General features: G+C 38.2%; 5 protein-coding genes and 1 tRNA gene. All 6 read right to left on the bottom strand.

Going from position 1 to position 2,450, the window contains the following annotated elements; translation table 11 throughout:
- Positions 1 to 174: 174 nt before the first annotated feature.
- Positions 175 to 246: transfer RNA gene (locus tag HT703_RS11320), tRNA-Arg, on the bottom strand.
- Positions 247 to 286: 40 nt separating this feature from the next.
- Positions 287 to 634: a 50S ribosomal protein L19 gene (gene rplS, locus HT703_RS11315; protein ID WP_001068669.1), complete on the bottom strand. Its 348-nt coding sequence runs from the start codon at positions 632 to 634 to the stop codon at positions 287 to 289.
- A 118-nt stretch (positions 635 to 752) separates the two neighbouring features.
- Positions 753 to 1,082, bottom strand: a complete 330-nt coding sequence (gene crcB, locus HT703_RS11310) for a fluoride efflux transporter CrcB (protein ID WP_000237406.1) — start codon at positions 1,080 to 1,082, stop codon at positions 753 to 755.
- Positions 1,076 to 1,450, bottom strand: coding sequence for a fluoride efflux transporter CrcB (gene crcB / locus HT703_RS11305; protein ID WP_054392922.1), 375 nt, complete (start codon positions 1,448 to 1,450; stop codon positions 1,076 to 1,078). Before crcB (HT703_RS11305) ends, crcB (HT703_RS11310) begins: the two co-directional genes overlap by 7 nt.
- On the bottom strand, positions 1,447 to 1,713 hold the full coding sequence (locus tag HT703_RS11300; RefSeq protein ID WP_050262112.1) for a chorismate mutase: 267 nt from the start codon (positions 1,711 to 1,713) through the stop codon (positions 1,447 to 1,449). Before HT703_RS11300 ends, crcB (HT703_RS11305) begins: the two co-directional genes overlap by 4 nt.
- A gap of 115 nt (positions 1,714 to 1,828) precedes the next feature.
- On the bottom strand, positions 1,829 to 2,272 hold the full coding sequence (locus HT703_RS11295) for a flavodoxin (protein WP_000241950.1): 444 nt from the start codon (positions 2,270 to 2,272) through the stop codon (positions 1,829 to 1,831).
- Between the last annotated feature and the right edge of the window lie 178 nt (positions 2,273 to 2,450).

The following is a 2,450-nucleotide window of genomic DNA, read 5'->3' as shown; positions in this document are numbered from 1 at the left end:
ACTAACTTAATGACATTGGCTTCCTGATCTACTTTATTCTATATTCATTGACTTTTGGTCAAATTTTGGTCAAAGATTCCAAAAATACTAACCTATTTTAAAAAACTAAATTGTGATGATTGCCTACAAATAAACACTTTGAATATTCTTTATGTTTCTTTACGCTTCTTATTATGCCCCCTGCAGGAATCGAACCTGCAACTACTCCTTAGGAGGGAGTTGTTATATCCATTGAACTAAGGGAGCTAGATAAAAACTCTGCTGAAAAAGCAGAGTTTTAGTCGAATTAACGACGGATTTCTTTGATACGAGCTGCCTTACCTTGAAGAGCACGCAAGTAGTACAATTTCGCACGACGTACTTTACCGTAACGAACAACTTCGATTTTTTCAACACGTGGAGTGTGGATGGGGAAGATACGCTCAACACCTACACCGTTAGAGATTTTACGAACTGTGTAGTTTTCTGAGATACCAGCACCTTTACGTGCGATAACAACACCTTCAAAAATCTGGATACGTTCACGGTTACCTTCGACAACTTTCGCGTGTACACGAACAGTGTCACCAGGACGGAATGATGGGATATCTGTACGAAGTTGACCTTCAGTCAAGCTTTGGATTAATGGATTCATTTTATTCTCCTATCTTTGTCAATCTTGAAGAATCTTCCTCAGCGGATAAACTGTATTTTTGTGCGTCCATTACACACAAGATACAGTTTACCAAATTTCCACAAAAAAGTAAAGAAATTTATAGCAGAATTCCTAAAAAAATCGCAATCAAACCACCGAGGTAGGTCAAAGCTAAATAAGAATAAAATCCCTTCCTATCACTTAACAATCTTTGGAGTTCGTCATTCAAGGTCGAAAAAGTTGTCAAACCTCCACAAAATCCTGTTGCTAAAATAGCATAGACTTCCTTAGACTCCACATGATTGTAGAATAATCCAATTAAAAAACAACCTAGAAGATTGACTATGAGCGTTCCGAGGGGCAATTTAGAAGTTTGATTATAGCGGGAAAAGAAATAGCGCACTAAAGCTCCGAAACCACAAGCAATTGCAAGATAGACGATTACCATTTCTTCCTCCCTAGAAAATAAGCTAAGAGTAGGCCTCCACCGATGCTCAAAAGCAAATACAGGACTAAACTAAGATAACGCCCTGTATCAAGCAGCTTCACAGTATCAAGCATTAGGCTGGAAAAAGTTGTTAAACCTCCGCAAAAACCTGTACCCAGAGCTAAAACCAAGCCCTTACTTGTTCCCTTATAGACTAGATAACCTTTTACCAGATAAACCAAGCAGAAAATTCCCAGATAGTTGACAAAGAGAGTGCCCCAAGGAAAATCTGGACTGACTGGTAACCAAGTGGAAACTAGATAGCGTACAAGTCCGCCCACCATGGCAGCTAGAAAAATTCCTAGCGGATAAAATTGTTCTTTTTTCATTTGATGTTTTGATCCTGATAATCACGCGAACGTTTGAGTATGTCCGAAAAAGTCGCGACGATAGTCTCCTGATAGCGCTTGTCCTCTACACGATTCCTAACCTTTTCAAAGATAATTGATTCTCTCTTGGTATCTAAAATCGGTTTACCTGATGCTTTCTTATAAGCAACTACACCCTCAACCAAATGCATTCGTTCTTCTAAGAGCTTGACGATTTGGTCGTCGATTTGATCAATTTCTTGACGAATACTATCTAAATCCATACAGTCTCCTCCTTTATTTGAATTATTGTATCAAAAAGCCACCAAATAGGCTAGTAAAATCCTAACTCACGATAAGAAAAATGCACTGATTGATTACATCAGCGCACTTTTATACTTATCCTACTTTAGCAGCCAATTCTTCTGCGAATTGTTCCAAGCGCTCAATGTCTTCTTCCTCAGCAGAGAGATCAACTTTAACACATTCTGAACCTTTTTCTGCTCCTGTCGAAACAAAAACACGATCAAAGTCATCAACAGCCTTACAGAATTCATCGTAGAAGGTATCTCCTGAACCAACCACTCCGTAGATTTTGCCATTCAAGTTGAGATCTGCTAGGTCTTCGTAGAAGTCCATCATCTCATCTGGCAATTCACCATCACCATAAGTATAGGTCGCAACGATAGCGATGTCAGCTTCCAAGAAGTCTGAAGCGTCAACAGTTGTACATTCATCAACATCGACATCCAAGCCCAAGTCACGTAATTTGTCTGCTACAATATCTGCAATTTCTTCGGTATTACCGGTCATACTGGCAAATACAATTTTTGCTAATACCATATCGTCCTCCTCAATTTATCTTTCTCCATTATATCACATCTTTTTCATTTTAAAAATAAAAATTCTTGTGCTACAATGAAATGAGAAAGAATTGAGGTTATTTATGGAAATTTGCCATCAAATTTTAGAAAAAATCAAAGAATACGACACGATTATCATTCGGGACTTTGACAGTTGT

It is taken from the genome of Streptococcus sp. 3874 (genome assembly GCF_013276425.1).
Taxonomy (GTDB): domain Bacteria; phylum Bacillota; class Bacilli; order Lactobacillales; family Streptococcaceae; genus Streptococcus; species Streptococcus pseudopneumoniae.
The sequence above is the reverse complement of the archived record's forward strand: the minus strand, read 5'-3'. Positions and strand labels throughout refer to the sequence as shown.

Excerpts from the sequence above, each read along its gene's own strand:
- rplS (WP_001068669.1), bottom strand. The coding sequence starts at position 634 with ATGAATCCATTAATCCAAAGCTTGACTGAAGGTCAACTTCGTACAGAT.
- crcB (WP_000237406.1), bottom strand. The coding sequence starts at position 1,082 with ATGGTAATCGTCTATCTTGCAATTGCTTGTGGTTTCGGAGCTTTAGTG.
- crcB (WP_054392922.1), bottom strand. The coding sequence starts at position 1,450 with ATGAAAAAAGAACAATTTTATCCGCTAGGAATTTTTCTAGCTGCCATG.
- HT703_RS11300 (WP_050262112.1), bottom strand. The coding sequence starts at position 1,713 with ATGGATTTAGATAGTATTCGTCAAGAAATTGATCAAATCGACGACCAA.
- HT703_RS11295 (WP_000241950.1), bottom strand. The coding sequence starts at position 2,272 with ATGGTATTAGCAAAAATTGTATTTGCCAGTATGACCGGTAATACCGAA.